This is a genomic window from Bacillus sp. TH17 (assembly GCF_016651125.1).
Lineage (GTDB): Bacteria > Bacillota > Bacilli > Bacillales > Bacillaceae_G > Bacillus_A > Bacillus_A mycoides.
This window is the reverse complement of the sequence record NZ_JAEKEN010000001.1, coordinates 2871572-2888328: the sequence shown is the minus strand read 5'-3', so window position 1 is coordinate 2888328 and position 16757 is coordinate 2871572. Positions and strand designations below refer to the sequence as shown.

Sequence of the window (16757 nt, the reverse complement as noted above, 5' to 3'; positions counted from 1 at the left end):
GTAAGTATACGAGAAATAAAACAAAGTAAGGAATGTGTGAATATGGATCGAATATATTTTGTGGACAACCCGTGGCCTAATGGTCATCGGATTGTTAATTTTAAGTGGAGTGCACATTTTAAATATGCAGAGGAAGAAGAGTTAAATGGTATGGCTGGTTTGTATTTTGATTTGCATTTAGAGACCGCGGATTATGATGAGGAAGATTTGGATGAAGAAGATGAAGAGAATGAGGAAGAAGATGATTGGCACGCTAAGATTGTATGGAACAACTTCCATAGATGCACTTTGTCATCAGAAGAATGGGATTTTAAAGGGTTTCGTGTAGGAAGTGATGAGGCGCCTTTTAATTTGGATATGCTAAACGGGAAGAGATTTGCAATTGATTTTTTATCGGAAGATGAGCAGAAGGACTTAGATTTAGAGTTAACTGCATTTGACGTTTATTTACTTGGACATGATGCGTCAGCCTTTCATAATATTAAGTTTACTAGATTAGAAGGGCAGACATATCAAATTGAATGGAAAGGGAAATTGGCACTAGCGTATATTGGTGATTATGAATTTAAATATGATTTTCATACACTAATTTCCTCAACATCATTTAGTGGAATTAATATTCCTAATGACATAAATGATCATGAGGCGTATGTTTTGCTAAAAAGATTTGTTAGTAATCCAGTATTGTTTGAATTGCAACATGATAATGGGGATAGACGATTTGTAATTAAATGAAAATATATTGTTGCATTTTTGAAATATATGAGTAAAAGGCTACCGTATTCGACATAGCTAATAACTTCGGTGCCGGAAAACTTAAAGAAAATGATACATAGTATGTGATTTATGTTCAGTTCTAAGGAGAAAAGAATATTAACAATTATATGGAGAAGTGATTATGTTGATTAAATTCGTTCATTTGTTATTTGGAAAACCGTGTGAAAAAGGTGATTCGTTCCAAACTAAGTTTCCACGGTTTATTTATTGGAGTGCAGTTGTATTTTATTTTTTTGGAATGCTATTATTTGGGATTTTTTCTTTTATTGATACTGTATTTATTGGATCGTTGATATCGGGAGGTTTGTTTTTTCCTTTAATATTTAGATTCATTTATTTTATAAACTTAAAAATGAGGGGCCTAGAAAGAGAAGTATAGACAGAAAAAATATAAATAACAGGGTAATTGAAAAGAAGCGAAATTGAACATTAATAATATTTAAAAAGGAAGCAATGGAATATATTCTAGCTTCCTTTTTAAATGGGAACGATTAAGGGATTAATAAAATCTTCCCTGTACTTTTTCTGCTCTCTAATAATTCATGAGCACGGGCACCGTCTCGTAAAGAGAATGTAGTAGGACTTGCGATCTTTAATTTTTCGGCCGTAATCCATTCGAATAATTGAGAGGAGCGTTTTTTTCTCTCTTCATAAGATGTAAGCACGTTCCAAAGGTCTCCACCTGTTAAAGTCTTTGAAGTATCCATAAGCATACGTGGATCTACAGGTATAGGATTACCGCCGGCCATTCCGTAAAATACGACAGTACCGCCAATTTTAGTAGCGTTAAAACTTTCCACGAGTGTAGAACCTACTGATTCATACACAACATTTACTCCGGCACCATTAGTCACCTCAAGTACTTTCGTATGCCATGCTTCAGTATATAAAAATACGTGATCAGCACCAGCTAACGTAGCTACTTGTGCTTTTTCTTTTGATGATGTAAGACCGATTACTGTTCCGCCCAGTAGTTTAATCATTTGAACGAGAAGTTGACCAACGCCACCAGCTGCAGCGTGTACTAAAGCTATATCGCCTTGTTTTATTTGATAGCTATCTTTCGTTAAATAATGTGCTGTTAGACCTTGCAATAAGACAGAAGCGGCTGTTTCAAAAGAAATAGAGTCTGGAAGTGTAATTGCTTTTTCAGATGGAACGGCAACTAATTTTGCATTTGAGAATGGAACGTCAGCAAATGCAATGTGGTCTCCGGGATTGATAGTAGTAACGTTAGCTCCTACTTTTTCAACAATACCAGCGCCTTCATAACCTAATATATAAGGCGGGTTACCAGCGAGATGATAATCGCCGCGGCGTCTATAAATATCAGCGAAATTTAAACCGATTGCTTGCATGCGAACAAGAATTTCATTTGGATGTATGATTGGATCAGGTATTTCTTTATATTGTAGTACATCAGCGTCTCCGAATGCTTCGAAACAAAGTGCTTTCATATGGAATACCTCCATTTATATTGTTTGTCGATGTTCTTTATCATACAATACAAATATCAATAGGCAAAGAGGATTATTTCGATAAAATCAATCGGAAATATTGATTGAAAAGAGGGATGATAAATGGAGATAAAACAATTAATTACATTTAAAGTAGCTGCAGAGACTTTGAACTTTACACAAACTGCGAAGAAATTAAACTTTGCACAATCGAGCGTAACGGCGCAAATTAAAACGTTAGAGGCTGAGCTCGGTACGCCATTATTTGAAAGATTAGGAAAACGTCTTTTCTTAACTGAAGCAGGCAGGAAGTTTCAACTATATGCTGATAAGATGATTGCACTCAGTAACGAAGCGAAAATGGCTGTGAAAGATGATGAGGAAATAGCGGGTACGTTAATAATCGGTGCACAAGAAAGTCAATGTACATATAGGCTTCCATCTATATTAAAGAAATTTAAAGCACAATTTCCCCAAATAAAGCTTATATTTAAACCTGCACATTCCAATAAAGATGCGAAGGAACAATTGATGGAGGGGAAAGTAGATCTTGTATTTATTTTGGACGAATGTAAAACAGAGGATGTTTTACATGTGGAGCCACTTATGAAAGAAGAATTAAAAGTAGTAGCTGCTCCTACGCATCGTTTACTTGAACAACCTTCCGTTTCTACAAAAGATTTAGAAAGCGAAACACTTTTACTAACAGAACTAGGTTGCTCGTATCGGACTTTATTTGAAGAGTTATTCCGTGCGGAAGATGTATACCCAGCAAATAAGATTGAATTTGTTAGTGTCGAGGCAATTAAACAATGCGTTATTGCAGATTTAGGTATAGCAGTTTTGCCAGCAATAGTAGTAGAAAAAGATATACGAGAGGGAACGATGAAGGAATTAGTCTTAAAGAATACAATTACTCCGATCTATACGCAAATTGCTTGGCATAAAGATAAATGGATGACAGCGCCACTGCAGCAATTTATTGAGGTGACGAGGGAGTCATTTAATTAACAGTTGTTATAGGTGAACCAGTAATATAGTAAACGATTAAGTTATTTAAATAGAGAAAGAGCATATTTTGAAAAAGATTAATCAAAACGTGCTCTTTATTTTTGTGTGCATTAAGTTCAGTTGTAGTAATTAACTAAGATCTGTATCAGGAGGCGTGTATCCAAGGTGACGAGCCATTGATACAATTTGGCCTTTATGGTGAAACTCATGAGTTTCTGTATGAGTTAAAAGCCATAGTGGAGTTGTACTCCAATGTTCTTTTTGCCATTTCACTTCATTTGCTATATTTTCGAGCCAACGGTCATTGTATTCATCTAAAAAGCGTTGTACAACTTCATCTACTAACTTAAACCTAGCACGGATTTTCTCGACATCTGCATGCTCAATTTCATCATCACTAGCGAATGAAAAATCTGCCCGTTTTTGCTTGAATGCGAATGTTCCAAGCCAGTATCGATAGCAATCGGCTACATGAATATGCGTCTTCATAATGCTACCGCTTCCGAAATTAGGAACCGTACTGTGCAATTTTTCTTGTGGAATTTCTTCCAAAAATGTAAATAGATTTTCCCTTGTAGAACTAATAAGATTATATTGTTGTTTTAAAACATCTAACATGTAATTACACTCCTCTTTTGTTTACTGTAATATTTGTGCAGTAAGTATTTCTATATTTATGAGGAGTGGTCCTTTTTTATTGTTTTCAGTAAGCATATTAGATGTATTTTTTAATTGTTTCTGATAGATTAAACAAGGTGAAACTTTAATAAGTTTAACATCCTTAGTTCATAATAAATTGTACATAAAAAAGGAGACGATAAAATGAATAGAATAATTGGTTTAAAACAATTTGAAATAACGCGTGGGGCATTACTTCAATTTATGGAAACGTTAGATGACAAAACTGCGGATACGCAGCCGGAGGGCTTTAACAATACAATTCGCTGGCATATCGGTCATGTGTTAACGGCAGCAGAAGTTTTCATGTTTGGAAAAGAGTTTAAACAATTACCAACTGAATATCCAGGTATGTTTGGATATGGTTCAAGACCATCTAAATGGAAAACAGAAGGGCCATCATTAGAAGTGTTAACGGTTCAATTAAAAGAACAAGCGAAGCGCATTCAAGAAATTCCAGCAGAAGCATTTGAAAATAAACTTCCAGAGCCATTTTTAGGGTTGGAAACAGTTGGAGAGCTTTACGGTATGATGCTTTATCATGAAGCAGACCATATTGGGCAAATGAAGGCGATGGAACGTCTTGTGAAATCTCTGTAGTTTTGAATTTAATTGCTTGAAAAAACGAAATCCCAGATGGATTTCGTTTTTTTGTAATTAGAAAATCGTTATCGGAAGGGTATTTAAGATTAATATCAACTTAATTAGAATCTAATATCTCAAGTTTCTTAGCTAACACCCAACCACTTAGACCATAAGATGCAAAAATGTTGTAATAAACATAATTCTCTTTTACCAATGTTTCCTCTAATTCTGTAATATTATCATAAGATATTGGCCAACCATAAGGTTTTTGTTCCTCTAATAATTTCTTATTCTCTTTAAAAAAATCTAGAAGGGGATATTCGTCTATATTAGAAATAATGCTAGAACTTAGATGAGTTTCAAAAAAGTGTGCTAAGACACCAGAAAAAATTATATTTACATTCCTTCCTGATTCAGTAAGGGTGTGTATATGAATTTCTTCTTTCTCAAGATTAACTTGGTATGAAATAATGGTATTGTCGTGAACGCTTATCATAGATTCACTCCCTAAATTATAGGCACTTGTTTTTTTGTTTATTCAATATGATTTTTTCCTTATTGTAATGTTTGAGAGAACTAGTGTGTTCAAATCTTTTGATGCATGATATTTATTTGAGTATAATGTGATGTATCATTTTATTATCCTTTCGACTGCTTCAAATGTTTGAGTTGTGTAACAATCATAATGCTAATAACAACGAGTAAAAACCATGAGCTAATTTTGCTTAAGTGAACGAGGCTCCATGTTTCCCGTTGATTTGGATATTGCCATGCTCCGAAGAAGGTAGCGATGTTTTCTGCAATCCAAATAAAGAATCCGATAAGGAAAAATGAGAGTACGAGCGGCATTTTATATGTAACGCCTCGTAATGAAAATTCCACAAATGTGCGAAAGAAAACAATGAATAAAATTAAAGTTAATACCCATCTAAAGTCATATAGAAAATGATGTGTAAAAAAATTAAAGTAAATCATTGCTCCTAGAGGTATTGCAAAAATAGCTTTCGGCCAATGATGCATTTGTAAATGCAATCTTCTCCACGCTTGGCATATGTAACTTGCGACACTCGCATACATAAAACCGCTGTAAAGCGGAACTCCGAAAACTTTTGAATACGCCTCTTCAGGATAACTCCATGAACCGAAATGTACTTTATATATTTCTAGTAAAAGGCCGATGAGGTGGAAGACAGTAATTACTTTTAGTTCATCTTTTGTTTCAAGACCTGTTTTGTACATAATCCACTGCATAAGAAGACATACGATGAGTATGAAATCATATCGGTACAGCCCTGGAATCGAAATGATTTTTGAAAGAGCAAGTGTTAAAAAAATAACGACAGGGAACAAACAGGATAATGCTTGTTCATAAGTAAAATAGAGTAGTTGTTTTACATAAAACATGTTTTCACCTTCAGGATTATTATTTGAAAAATCAAAACAATAACTTAGTATACTACAAATTTGAAAATAAAACAGTACGTCATTTTGCATGTATTTGGAAGTTTTAGAAGGGAATTGTAATAAGTGTTTTGATAGTTTAACAAAGTAAAAAAATAGTTTGCTATTTAAAAAAAGTGGGGATATAATATCTAAATGAAAATGATAATTATTATCAATAATGATTATAAATAAAAAATAATTATAAAAAAGAACTGAATATAAAGGATGAAATGAAACATGTTACATAAGTCTACTGTACATGCTGGCAATAATCGCTGGATACATATTAAGTTCATATGTTTCATGAGCTTAACAATTATATGTTTAATTGGAGCTATATTTTTAGCCGTTGCATTTGGTGCAAAGGATATCCATTTGCAAACTGTGTGGGCAGCGGTTTTTGATTATAATCCGAAATTAACACAGCATCAAATTATTTATGAATTAAGGCTCCCAAGGGTAATTGGCGCAGCAGTTGTAGGAGCTGCTTTTGCAGTCGCTGGAGCTGTTATGCAAGGGGTAACACGAAATCCTTTAGCTGATGCAGGTGTACTTGGAATAAATGCAGGTGCGATGTTTGTAGTAGCACTTAGCTTTGCTTTTTCCCCGCATATGCCGTATTCCTATTTAATGATTGTCTCCTTTATTGGAGCAGTTTTAAGTACAGTACTCATTTTTATTATTGGATCAGCAACATCAGGCGGGCTAACGCCGATGAGGTTAACGATTGCAGGGGCAGTTATGGCCGCGCTTTTACATTCGTTAAGTTCAGGTGTCGCGATTTATTATGACTTAAGCCAAGATTTAGCGTTTTGGTATGCTGGTGGTGTTGCGGGGGTTAAGTGGGAACACTTGAAATTTTTAGTGCCTATTATTCTCATAACAATTGTTTTTGCGACAGCGCTAGGGCGATCTATTTCACTCATATCCATGGGGGATGATGTCGCTACAAATTTAGGTGTAAAAACGAACCGAACGAGAATACTCGGGATGATTATGGTAGTGATTCTAGCAGGTGTTTCTGTTTCAGCTGTTGGTTCCATTGGATTTGTAGGATTGGTCATTCCGCACATTGCTAGAAAATTAGTAGGTGTTAATTATCAACTTATTATTCCTATGTCAGCATTATTAGGAGCTATGTTATTAGTTTTAGCTGATTTAGGAGCAAGAACAGTAAATCCTCCTAAAGAACTTGCGATAGGAATTATGGTAGCTCTTGTTGGAGTTCCGTTCTTCCTCTATATAGCACGTAAAGTTGGGAGTGAGCTATAAGTGAAGAATCTTTTTAGCACGGATAAAAAGAAAGCTATTACTGTAACTACAATTTTCGGATGTATAAGTATTGCTATAGTTTTGATTAGCTTAAATACGGGAACGCTGAGCATCGCACCGCTCAAAGTAATTCAAACGCTTTTTGGCTATGGTGATTTTGAGAGTGCAACCGTGCTATACGATTATCGTATGCCAAGAATTATAATCACAATGTTAGCTGGTATTGGCCTTGGAGTTTCCGGTGCGATTTTGCAAGGATTATCTCGGAATGCTCTCGCAGATCCTGGTATTCTCGGATTACACTCGGGTGCATCTTTCGGGCTTATTGTATTTGTTACTTTCTTTCATTCTATTAACGAGAGTGCATCGATTTTAATACCGTTATTTACATTTGGCGGAGGAGTGTTAGCTGCATTTCTTATTGTTTTGCTTGCGAGTGATCGGTCAAAAGGTTTACTTCCCATTAGACTTATTCTTGTTGGTATTGTAGTTTCAGCTGGTTTTAGTGCACTTTTGTTATTTTTCTCGCTCAAGTTAAATGATGAGACGTATACATTCGCTTCTAGGTGGTTAGTTGGTAACGTGTGGGGAAGAGATTGGATTCATGTCCTAGCATTATTACCTTGGATTTTGATACTAACTCCGTACGCATGGCTGAAATCCAAAACGTTAAATGCACTGTCACTAGGTGATAGTGTAGCAGCAGGACTTGGTGTATCTGTTCAAAAAGAACGGTTACTGCTTTTAGCTACAGCGGTAGGATTGTCTTGTGCAAGTGTATCAATGGCAGGGGGAATTGGCTTTATCGGCTTAGTTTCTCCGCATATCGCAAGAAAGTTAGTAGGTAGTACATATCAACATTTCCTTCCGTTAGCTGGCATAATTGGAATGATTATTTTAGTACTCGCGGATACGATAGGGCGATCTTTATTTGAGCCAAACTCTATTCCAGCTGGCGTAGTAGTAGCGGCTTTAGGTGCGCCATATTTTCTTTATTTACTTACAAAAACAAAATAAATACTTCAAAGAGGAGAACATATGAAAAAGAAACTTACTATTTTATTTAGCATTATGTTTATTTTAGTATTATCAGCATGTGGTCAAACGAAATCTAGTGAAGAGGCAACTAAAAAAACTGAAAAAAGTAATGATCCAAAAATTGCTTCTATGTCTATTCATTTAACGAATAACTTACTTGCATTAGGAATTACACCGGTAGGTTCTGTAATTGGTGGAGATTTAAAAGATTTCTTACCTCACGTGAAAGAACAGTTGAAAGATACGAAGAAACTGGGCGTTGTAACAGATCCGAATATGGAAGCATTACTACAATTAAAGCCATCTGAAATTTATGTGGATGAAAAATATGCTGGCAAAGATTTAGCGAAATACGAAAAAATTGCAAAAACACATACTTTTAATTTAGATGAAGGTACGTGGAGAGATCATTTAAAAGAAGTAGGTAAACTTGTAAACCGTGAGAAAGAAGCAGATAAATATATTCAAGACTATGAAGAACAATCAAAACGAGTAAAAAGTTTAATAGATAAAGAGTTAGGTAATAACGAAAAAGTAATGGCAATTCGCGTTACTGCAAAAGAATTACGTGTATTTAGTACGAAAAGACCGATGGGACCAATTCTATTCCAAGACTTAGGATTACAACCTGCAAATGGTGTAGAGAAAATTGATGGAAACCGTCCTTTCGAAGTAATTTCACAAGAAGTATTACCTGACTTTGATGCGGATGCTATTTTCGTTGTCGTAAACAGAGATGATAAAGCAAAAGCAGCATTTAAACAACTGCAAGAAACACCAATTTGGAAAGACTTAAAAGCTGTTAAAGGTAAGCACGTATACATTATTAATGATCAACCATGGCTTGACTATTCTGCTTTAGGTAACAAAATGGCAATGGATGAAGCAGAGAAAATGTTTACGAAATAATACAGTTTTGCTATTAGGAAAGGCCCTCTAAATTTGGAGGGTCTTTTTATCGTTGTTGTTGTTAGAATAAATGAAAAATTATACAATGAAGTTAATTCAATGCAAGGGAGATGTGCCAATGTCAGCGCTTATTGTAAGTATCCCGTTAAAAAAACAGTTTATGGAACAAGGGGATAAAGTGAAACTTTAATCAGTGGGGGTTTTGTTCATCCACCAGTGATTATTAGCCTTCACCAATCTGGCGTTTACGGGCAGCCCGACTCCCACCTAACTTCTTCGCTCCAGCTGAATTTTGAGGTGGGAGTCTTACTGCCCGTTAATGCGGGATAAATAGGCTAGAATTATTGTCCCCGCTATTTAAAAAAGGGGGAGTTTTAGATGACGATGAATCTTTTTCAAAATAAAACTATTAAATTATCAGCTGTTAGAGAAGCAGATGCTGAAGTAATGGCTATGTGGCAAGAGGATAGTGAGTACTTAAGAAATGTAGATACAGACTTGGCATTCCCGCAATCGTTACATGAAATAGCGAGTGATGGGCTATTAAAGGGACGGAGATCGAATAGTGTTTCTTTCATGTTAAGAACAGTTCAAGATGATCGCTTAATTGGTTTTGTTGCAATTCACGGCATAGAGTGGAATAACAGAACAGGTTTATTAGCAATTGGTATAGGAGATGCGAATGATAGAGGGAAGGGATATGGAAGGGAAACAATACACCTTATTCTAAAGTATGCTTTCTATGAATTGAATTTACACCGCATCGGTCTCGATGTTATTTCGTATAATAAATCTGCCATTGCACTATATAAAAAGATGGGTTTTCAGATGGAAGGATGTATGAGGGAAGCAGTTCAAAGAGATGGAAAGTGTTTTGATCGTATGATTATGGGGATATTGCGAGATGAATGGATAGAGCTGCAGAACTAGCAAAAACATACAGAATAATTGTGTAGTGTAGAGTGAAAAGTTGTAATATTTGGGTAATGATGAGCAGAGGAGTGTACTAATGGAAGGTTTATCTTCATTAAGAGAGTGTTTATATCAGCTAGAGGAACGATTACTTAAACCAGGGGTTCGCACATCTCAAAAGGAGCTTAAAAAGATACTTGCCGCTGATTTTTTTGAGTTTGGGAGTTCTGGTAAAGTTTTATATAAAAATGAGGATATCGATAAAAATGGAATTGGTGTGGTAAAAATGACTTTGAGTGATTTTGAAGTACATCCATTATCCAAAGATGTAGCATTAACTACTTATCAAATATTCAATGAAATGAATAATCAACACTCGTTACGTAGTTCGATATGGAAATTTAGAGAAGGAAGATGGCAAATGTATTTTCATCAAGGCACACCTGCTAAATTTTAGTGAAGCTTTTTGTATGAAAAAGAAACTATAAAGAATAGAATTGTTGAATATATTAGTCCTTTATATATATAAAGAACTAATGAAAGTTGTCTTTCTAAAATATCTAAATTTATTCTTAAAAGGGTCTTGTTAATAAAGGTACATTCCATATTATATATGTAGTATGCAGGAGATATAACGATAATTGGCGAAATTTTACAGTGAACTGATTGAATTTATCCCGCATTAACGGGCAGTAAAATTCCCACCTCAAAATTCAGGTGGAGCAAAGAAGTTAGGTGTGAGATCCAACTGCCCGTAAACGCCCGATTGGTTCAACTAATAATCAGTGGGGGATGAACAAAATCCCCACTGATTAAAGTTTCACTTTATAAGGAGTTATGCAAAATGAATTTAGAAAAAACAAAACCAGTAAACGAAGAGGTCGCTGAATTAAAAGAACTAATTAAAGAACTACACGGAAGTGTACATCAACTTCAAAGTGAAGTGCAGCAACTAAGGCACGAAAGACCAGTTGTTGAAGTGAGAAAAGGTGTTCAATTATCACCGGCAATCATTGGACAAATTGGTGGTATGATTTTAGGTGGATTAGCAATTATAGGTATATTTTGGTGATGAAAACAGGTATGCGGCGTAGTGCTGCATACCTGTTTTACTGTCGTTATTTGTCGACAAGTCGATATTCGTTGTCGAATCGCCGATATAATTTCATGCAATACAACTTCTACATTAAATAACGTAAATAAATGTAAGCATGTGATAACAATAGCGCAATGATCGTTAAGGGGAAACCGATTTTTAAGAAGTCCATATAAGAGAATCCATGTCCTTCACGTTTTGCAATACCAGCAACGACTACGTTTGCTGATGCTCCAATTAATGTTCCGTTGCCTCCTAGGCAAGCTCCAAGTGATAACGCCCACCATAGTACTTCAATTTGCGGAGAATCGACAGATAGTCCGAGTCCTGTAGCTAAATCTTGAATAAGTGGAATCATCGTTGCGACAAATGGGATGTTATCAATTGTCGCAGATGCGATGCCAGATACCCATAAGATAAGTATAGCAGCGAAACCGATATCGCCATTTGTTACGTCGAGTACTTCTTTTGCGAGTGAAGAAATAAGTCCGATATCAATTAATCCGCCAACGAGAACGAATAGTCCGGCGAAGAAGAAAATTGTTACCCATTCAACGTGGGCAAATACATCTTCAATATCATGTTCTTTCACACCGATTAACATAAGAAGTGTAGCACCTGTCATCGCAATAACGGCAGCGTCTACATGAATAATAGAATGAAGTACAAAGCCTAAAATAGTTAGTCCTAAAATCGTAATGGATTTTAAAAGGAGGCTCTGATCTTTAATATAATCTTTTTCATTTAATGCCATTAGCTTTTCGATTTGCTCAGGCGTTGTTTTTAGTTTGTTGCGATACATGAAGTAAATAATGCCAAGTGTAACGATAGAAATAATGATTACGATTGGAGCTAAGTTTAGTAAAAAGGCATTAAAGTCTAAATGCTTATTAGCTGATCCAATCATAATGTTCGGCGGGTCACCAATTAATGTTGCTGTTCCGCCTATATTTGAAAATAGTACTTCTGAAATTAAATAAGGAACAGGATTTACTTTTAAAATACGTGTAATGGATAGTGTAACAGGTACGATTAATAATACGGTTGTTACGTTGTCCAAAAATGCAGAACCGACAGCAGTTAATAGGGATAGTAATAATAAAATGCGGATTGGTTTTCCGCCAGCTGCTTTTGCTGCTTTTATGGCTACAAATTCAAATACGCCTGATTGACTCGTAATATGTACGAGAATCATCATCCCAATTAAAAGGGTAATCGTTTCCCATTGAATATGCGATGTGAAAGCAGTATGTAAATCTACAATTCCAAAAATAATCATAATAGCAGCACCGAATAGTGCGATTACAGCACGATTCAATTTCTCAGAAATAATAAAACCGTACGTGACTAAAAATACGGCAATTGTAAAATAATATTGCCAATTTGCTACTTCATGTGCTGATTGTTCCAATCATGTCACCTTCTTTAAAGTATGTATTCAATTGTCGAAATGTATCTCGCTGTATTAATACGGGATAAAATATATTGTAGCAAATTCAAAAAAGAAAGAAAACTATTTAACAATGTGAAGGAAAAAATGTGATTTTTACATATCATATAAAGTGAAACTTTAATCAGTGGGGGTTTTTGTTCATCCCCGACTGATTATTAGCCCTCACCAATCGGGCATTTACGGATAGTTGATTTCCCACCTAGCTGACGTGTGTTCGCTGGATTTTGGGGTGGGAATCTTACTATCCGTTAATGCGGGATAAAAAATATAAAAAACACAGTGCAAATTATTAGGAAAAGTGGGCGTTGTCCTCTAATATAGAGATAGCAATTTACATTATTTTTGCGTAAAATGGTTTAAAGAGGTGAATTCCGATGGAAATAGTAAAAGATAGTTCTCTTATTCAAAATGAAATTGAACGTTTTGTAAATAAAGATGTATATATTCATTTAGAAACGACGAATGGAGCGTATGCGTCACACTTTAATGAAAAGATGATGACAGTAGGAGCATTCATTCGAAATGCAATTATTCGCTTTGAGCGTGGGAAAATAACTGGAACAAACCCATACCGAGTTGGTTTGAAAATGGATCATGGCTGGGTATATGCAGAAGGCATTACGCACTGGGAAGTAGACGATAAAGAGCGTTTATTACTAGCAGGGCATGATAACCAAGGCCGCTTAGCGGTAGCGCTTGAGCTAAGCTTAACGCCATTTAAGTAAGAAGGAGGGAAACTTATGGAGAGACATGTACTTGTTGTATTTCCGCATCCAGATGATGAAGCATTTGCTGCGGGAGGAACAATTCGCTTATTAACAGATCAAGGAGTACCTGTAACATACGCATGTGGTACTCTTGGACAAATGGGACGTAACATGGGGAAAAACGTATTCGCTAACCGTGAAACGATTCCAAATATACGTGAAAAAGAATTAAAAGATGCATGTGAAGCGATGGGGATTCAAGATTTAAGAATGCTCGGTTTCCATGATAAAACGTTAGAATTTGAAGATGTTGATTTTGTTGCCGATAAAATCGAAGCGATTATTCAAGAAGTAAATCCATCTCGAATTATTACATTTTATCCAGAACACGGCGTACATCCGGATCATGATGCATTTGGCCGCGCTGTAGTTCGCGCTGTATCACGTATGCCAAAAGAAGAACGTCCAGCCATTCATGCGGTTGCGATTACGAGAAATCGCGAAGCATTACTCGGTGAACCGGATGTTGTAAATAATATTAGTGAAGTATTTGAACATAAATTAGCTGCACTAGGCGCGCATCGTTCACAAACGGAAGCGATGCTAGAAGAAACGCATGCAAAAATAAAAAACAAAGACGCAGCAACATTAAAATGGCTGCAACTTGAACAGTTTTGGACTTATAAATGGGAGTAGGCTAGAAGGGTACCTTCTAGTAGCTCTTACATAGAAAAAGCGCCGTCACTTGTGATGGCGCTTTTTCTATGTAAGACTATATATTTCTTAGAGCCGTACTTCAAATTTAAAAATTAGCGTGCAGTATAGCCTCCATCAACAAGAAGTGTTGTACCATTAACAAAGCTAGCATCATCACTTGCTAAAAATAAGACAGCTTTGGCTATCTCTTTTGGTGTTCCAAGTCTGCCTTGTGGATGAAGTGAAGCTAAATATTCTTTCTGTTGAGGATTAACACTACCAAGTAAAGGGGTGTCAATATAGCCAGGGCACACCGCATTAATACGTATTCCATATTTAGCGTAGGCAGTACATAAATTTTGAGTTAATAGTTTCACACCACCTTTTGCAGAGGAGTATGCTGTTGGGGTAGGTAATGAAACAAAACTATGAATCGAACCAGCGTTAACGATGACACCGCCTGTACCTTGTTTAAGAAATTGTTCAATCGAATATTTATCAGAAAGGAATACTCCAGACAAGTTAATATCAATGGTTCTTTTCCATTTTTCATAGGACAGTTCGTTTGCCGGTGCATCATCAGCAACGCCGGCATTGGCATACATAATATCTAATTTACCGTATTTACTTACTGTCTCATGGATTAGCTGTTTAATATCTGCTTCTTTTGTTACATCAGTTTTAATAAATAATGTATTATATCCATGTGCATTCAATTCATCTGATAGGCCTTTTCCACGTTCAGAAAAGTCAGCAATAACTACTTTTGCACCTTCTTCAATAAAAAGGCGAACAGTGGATTCACCAATTCCACTTGCACCACCAGTTATGATTGCTACTTTGTCTTTTAATTTCATATAAACCTCTCCATTCATCAATGAATTTAAGTCGAATTTTTTAGTCTGGTTATATCACTATTAACCTTAAATAATAAGTAGATAGAAGAAAAAATTAGAGTTTACTTAATTGTGAGAGTACTAATTTTTTCTTTATTTACTTTCTTTCTTTCTTTCTTTTTTGCATTTAATCCTTTTAGAAATGATATTTAGTAATAGTGTATAAGAAGCGTATATTTTGAATTACTTAATAGATTTATATATATTTATATTGATTAAATGATTTTAGTTTGTTAAAAATGGGGAAATCGATATGAAGATTAAATTTGCTGTAATAAAAGATGAAAATTTTGATTTTAGTCTATTAGAAACAAAATTATTGAAAACCTTTAAAGAAGTGGATAGTAAAGCTGATATTGTAAAAGTTGAGGATGAAATTTTTGAAAACAATGCTATTCAAACACATTTAGTGGCAATCAGCATTAATGTTCATGGGAAAAATATCGGATATAGATCTGCTTCAGCTAGTATATTTCTTGTACTAGAGAGTTTATCAATACAGCTAGTTCATATTAATATTAGTATACATTAAGTAGCTAAAAAAGCTGATTTTTAAGAAGAGAATACTGACTATATTGAGTTTTAAATGTGAGAATGGTGATTTAAATAATAGTAATTATCGTAGGTGCTACCGCATGTTGGATTGCATCTTGTTTGTTGTTAAAAAAATAAAAAAGGCTTTAAATATGCTACAGGTCTTTATGAAACGGCATATAAAGAGTACTTAGAATACATTATTAAAGTGGAATAATGAGATTTCTTTTTATAGCACATATTATCTAAACGAAGACTTATATATAGGAGAATGGAAACGTGTAAGTAATTCAATTAGATTGTACAAATAATTTGGTGTGCGGATATACGGAATGTATTCACAGGTAAGAGGGTTGTCTCATAATATATATATAGTTTTTTCTATTGAGATGAACAGATGGTGTGAATATATGGAAGATGTTTACGCTAAAATTGACAGTCTCAAGGCGGAGCAAAAAGAAATTATGAGAGACATTCGTAATTTAGAAACGCGTACCACTATTAATGAGAAAGACATAGCAACAATCAATAAGCAATTGGAAAAAATAAGTACAAACATAACTTGGATTTTGCGAATTATTATAAGTGCAATAGTAATGTCAGTTTTGGGGTTGATATTAAAAGGGATGATTTAATCTTGTGAAATAGGACGATATAAAAGAAAGAGGGAGCTTCCCCTTTCTTTTATGTAAATGAGAAGCTATAAATTTTCCGTTTCTTTTTTATCTGCATATTTTTCCTCTAAGGAAATTAATAGAGGAATTGATATAGTTACAAGAATGATTAAAGTGGTTATAAAAGATTTAGAAAGAGAAAAAGAACCTTCGATTAAAGGTGATAAAAACTTGAATGAAAGTATACTTGTTATTAAGGAAACTACTAAAAAGCTAAAAAGAGACACATTTTTATTTTTGATAGATGTTTCTATAAAATCTTTAAGACAGCTTATGACGACAAATATAGTTAATATAATAAGAGAAATAAAATAATGTGTTAAATTTGTCATACTAATAGTAGAGTCGTCTATTATGTAAGCAAGTAACTTAGATACTAACATACCTCCAAACAATAAAATAATAAAAGCAAGTAATCCTTCTGATATATAAGTGCTGAAATTATCTTTCTTGTTAAATAGTTTATAGTTTAGAGTAGATTGGATTATTTGAATTAGGAATAGGGTAATAATCCACACATAATATACAATTGTTAATTCTCCTGAGAATAGAGAAATTAGGAAGTTTACTATGGTCCTTAAAATTTCAATCATTACAAAAGTCCTCCTGTTTGTAAGCT

21 protein-coding genes are annotated in these 16757 nt (G+C 34.7%); 14 read left to right on the top strand and 7 right to left on the bottom strand.

All coding sequences use genetic code 11. From position 1 onward, the window contains the following. The first annotated feature begins 42 nt into the window (after positions 1-42). The gene (locus tag JFT95_RS14730; RefSeq protein WP_113709599.1) at positions 43-735 is read left to right on the top strand and encodes a hypothetical protein; all 693 of its coding nucleotides are present in this window, start codon (positions 43-45) and stop codon (positions 733-735) included. Between the two features lie 163 nt (positions 736-898). Next, positions 899-1156: a hypothetical protein gene (locus JFT95_RS29620; RefSeq protein ID WP_002192752.1), complete on the top strand. Its 258-nt coding sequence runs from the start codon at positions 899-901 to the stop codon at positions 1154-1156. A gap of 112 nt (positions 1157-1268) precedes the next feature. On the opposite strand, the gene JFT95_RS14725 is transcribed toward JFT95_RS29620, so the two are convergent. Further along, a complete protein-coding gene (locus tag JFT95_RS14725) occupies positions 1269-2234 on the bottom strand; it encodes a quinone oxidoreductase family protein (RefSeq protein ID WP_201052664.1) in 966 nt (321 codons plus the stop codon). Positions 2235-2357: 123 nt separating this feature from the next. Between JFT95_RS14725 and JFT95_RS14720 the strand changes: the two genes are divergently transcribed. Beyond that, on the top strand, positions 2358-3245 hold the full coding sequence (locus tag JFT95_RS14720) for a LysR family transcriptional regulator (protein WP_201052661.1): 888 nt from the start codon (positions 2358-2360) through the stop codon (positions 3243-3245). Positions 3246-3374: 129 nt separating this feature from the next. On the opposite strand, the gene JFT95_RS14715 is transcribed toward JFT95_RS14720, so the two are convergent. After that, positions 3375-3863, bottom strand: coding sequence for a DinB family protein (locus JFT95_RS14715; protein WP_063218593.1), 489 nt, complete (start codon positions 3861-3863; stop codon positions 3375-3377). A 204-nt stretch (positions 3864-4067) separates the two neighbouring features. On the opposite strand from JFT95_RS14715, the gene JFT95_RS14710 reads away from it, so the two are divergent. Continuing rightward, entirely contained in the window at positions 4068-4523 is a 456-nt protein-coding gene (locus tag JFT95_RS14710; RefSeq protein WP_063218592.1) for a DinB family protein, read from the top strand. Between the two features lie 100 nt (positions 4524-4623). On the opposite strand, the gene JFT95_RS14705 is transcribed toward JFT95_RS14710, so the two are convergent. Then, positions 4624-5004, bottom strand: coding sequence for a hypothetical protein (locus JFT95_RS14705; protein WP_063218591.1), 381 nt, complete (start codon positions 5002-5004; stop codon positions 4624-4626). 143 nt (positions 5005-5147) lie between these two features. Next, positions 5148-5912: a DUF817 domain-containing protein gene (locus JFT95_RS14700; RefSeq protein WP_201052659.1), complete on the bottom strand. Its 765-nt coding sequence runs from the start codon at positions 5910-5912 to the stop codon at positions 5148-5150. A 276-nt stretch (positions 5913-6188) separates the two neighbouring features. Here JFT95_RS14700 and JFT95_RS14695 point away from each other — a divergent pair, with 276 nt between their 5' ends. The 6 genes from JFT95_RS14695 (at position 6189) to JFT95_RS14670 (ending at position 11154) form a co-directional block, all read left to right on the top strand. Then, on the top strand, positions 6189-7223 hold the full coding sequence (locus JFT95_RS14695) for a FecCD family ABC transporter permease (RefSeq protein WP_201052657.1): 1035 nt from the start codon (positions 6189-6191) through the stop codon (positions 7221-7223). Beyond that, positions 7224-8240: a FecCD family ABC transporter permease gene (locus JFT95_RS14690; protein ID WP_201052655.1), complete on the top strand. Its 1017-nt coding sequence runs from the start codon at positions 7224-7226 to the stop codon at positions 8238-8240. Positions 8241-8261: 21 nt separating this feature from the next. Continuing rightward, positions 8262-9170 carry an iron-hydroxamate ABC transporter substrate-binding protein gene (locus tag JFT95_RS14685; protein WP_002014213.1) on the top strand — a complete coding sequence of 303 codons (909 nt, stop codon included), beginning with the start codon at positions 8262-8264 and terminating at the stop codon, positions 9168-9170. A 378-nt stretch (positions 9171-9548) separates the two neighbouring features. Beyond that, positions 9549-10100, top strand: coding sequence for a GNAT family N-acetyltransferase (locus JFT95_RS14680; protein WP_201052653.1), 552 nt, complete (start codon positions 9549-9551; stop codon positions 10098-10100). A gap of 79 nt (positions 10101-10179) precedes the next feature. Beyond that, positions 10180-10539, top strand: a complete 360-nt coding sequence (locus tag JFT95_RS14675) for a nuclear transport factor 2 family protein (protein WP_002128400.1) — start codon at positions 10180-10182, stop codon at positions 10537-10539. Between the two features lie 387 nt (positions 10540-10926). After that, positions 10927-11154: a coiled-coil domain-containing protein gene (locus JFT95_RS14670; RefSeq protein ID WP_131245365.1), complete on the top strand. Its 228-nt coding sequence runs from the start codon at positions 10927-10929 to the stop codon at positions 11152-11154. 109 nt (positions 11155-11263) lie between these two features. On the opposite strand, the gene JFT95_RS14665 is transcribed toward JFT95_RS14670, so the two are convergent. Then, the gene (locus tag JFT95_RS14665; protein WP_002014220.1) at positions 11264-12589 is read right to left on the bottom strand and encodes an ArsB/NhaD family transporter; all 1326 of its coding nucleotides are present in this window, start codon (positions 12587-12589) and stop codon (positions 11264-11266) included. A gap of 416 nt (positions 12590-13005) precedes the next feature. Here JFT95_RS14665 and JFT95_RS14660 point away from each other — a divergent pair, with 416 nt between their 5' ends. Together JFT95_RS14660 and bshB2 are read left to right on the top strand one after the other, a co-directional pair. Then, positions 13006-13356, top strand: a complete 351-nt coding sequence (locus tag JFT95_RS14660; RefSeq protein WP_000407039.1) for a YojF family protein — start codon at positions 13006-13008, stop codon at positions 13354-13356. Positions 13357-13371: 15 nt separating this feature from the next. After that, entirely contained in the window at positions 13372-14034 is a 663-nt protein-coding gene (gene bshB2 / locus JFT95_RS14655; RefSeq protein WP_201052650.1) for a bacillithiol biosynthesis deacetylase BshB2, read from the top strand. A 113-nt stretch (positions 14035-14147) separates the two neighbouring features. Here the strand turns inward: bshB2 and JFT95_RS14650 are convergent, their stop codons facing one another. Beyond that, on the bottom strand, positions 14148-14891 hold the full coding sequence (locus JFT95_RS14650; RefSeq protein ID WP_002087632.1) for an SDR family NAD(P)-dependent oxidoreductase: 744 nt from the start codon (positions 14889-14891) through the stop codon (positions 14148-14150). A gap of 292 nt (positions 14892-15183) precedes the next feature. Between JFT95_RS14650 and JFT95_RS14645 the strand changes: the two genes are divergently transcribed. Together JFT95_RS14645 and JFT95_RS14640 are read left to right on the top strand one after the other, a co-directional pair. Next, on the top strand, positions 15184-15462 hold the full coding sequence (locus tag JFT95_RS14645; RefSeq protein WP_063218586.1) for a hypothetical protein: 279 nt from the start codon (positions 15184-15186) through the stop codon (positions 15460-15462). Between the two features lie 412 nt (positions 15463-15874). Then, positions 15875-16099 (top strand): hemolysin XhlA family protein, encoded by a 225-nt coding sequence (locus JFT95_RS14640; protein ID WP_002066432.1) that lies wholly within the window; start codon positions 15875-15877, stop codon positions 16097-16099. A gap of 65 nt (positions 16100-16164) precedes the next feature. Here the strand turns inward: JFT95_RS14640 and JFT95_RS14635 are convergent, their stop codons facing one another. Then, on the bottom strand, positions 16165-16731 hold the full coding sequence (locus JFT95_RS14635; RefSeq protein WP_063218585.1) for a DUF5823 family protein: 567 nt from the start codon (positions 16729-16731) through the stop codon (positions 16165-16167). Between the last annotated feature and the right edge of the window lie 26 nt (positions 16732-16757).